Source organism: Phyllobacterium sp. SL163 (genome assembly GCF_049896885.1).
GTDB lineage: Bacteria > Pseudomonadota > Alphaproteobacteria > Rhizobiales > Rhizobiaceae > Phyllobacterium > Phyllobacterium calauticae.
The window spans coordinates 1-542 of the sequence record NZ_JAFCVE010000024.1 but is presented as its reverse complement, the minus strand read 5'-3'; the positions used below and the strand labels follow the sequence as shown (position 1 = coordinate 542).

Annotated in this window: 1 protein-coding gene; it reads left to right on the top strand. The window is 66.8% G+C overall.

Annotated elements, in window-relative coordinates; translation table 11 throughout:
• Positions 1-542: autotransporter outer membrane beta-barrel domain-containing protein (locus tag ACP7B1_RS24555; protein WP_426137405.1), on the top strand; the 542-nt coding region annotated here is incomplete at both ends.

Sequence of the window (542 nt, the reverse complement as noted above, 5' to 3'; positions counted from 1 at the left end):
GAGCGGGTGCGTGCGGCCTTTGACGGTGTCGGCGCCAAGCCTGCGCCGGATACAACGCCGCTCGCCTATGGCCCCGATGACAGGGCCAAGAACAGGCAGAGCGCCATTGAGGCTTTTGCTACAACCGCCCCCGCACCGGCCGCCGCAACCACCGCTGTGTGGGGACAGGCCTATGGCGGCTGGAGCCATGGTGCCAGCGATGGCAATGCCGCCGCCTATAGCAGAAACACCGGCGGCATCGTCACCGGCATGGATGGGGTGATTGCCGGGACATGGCGTTTCGGCCTGCTGGCCGGTTATGGCTCGACCTCGCTGCACGGGGCCGGGTCGTCCGTCTCCGCCGACAGCTATCAGCTCGGCATCTATGGCGGCACCAGGATCGATGCGCTGACGTTGAGCCTCGGCACGGTGCTGGCGCATCACGAGATCGATACGCGCCGCACGGTCAGTTTCGGTGATATCGCCGAGACGGACACCGCCGGCTACAGCGCCAACACGGTGCAGCTCTTCGGCGAGGCCGCCTACCGCATCGAGACGCCCTA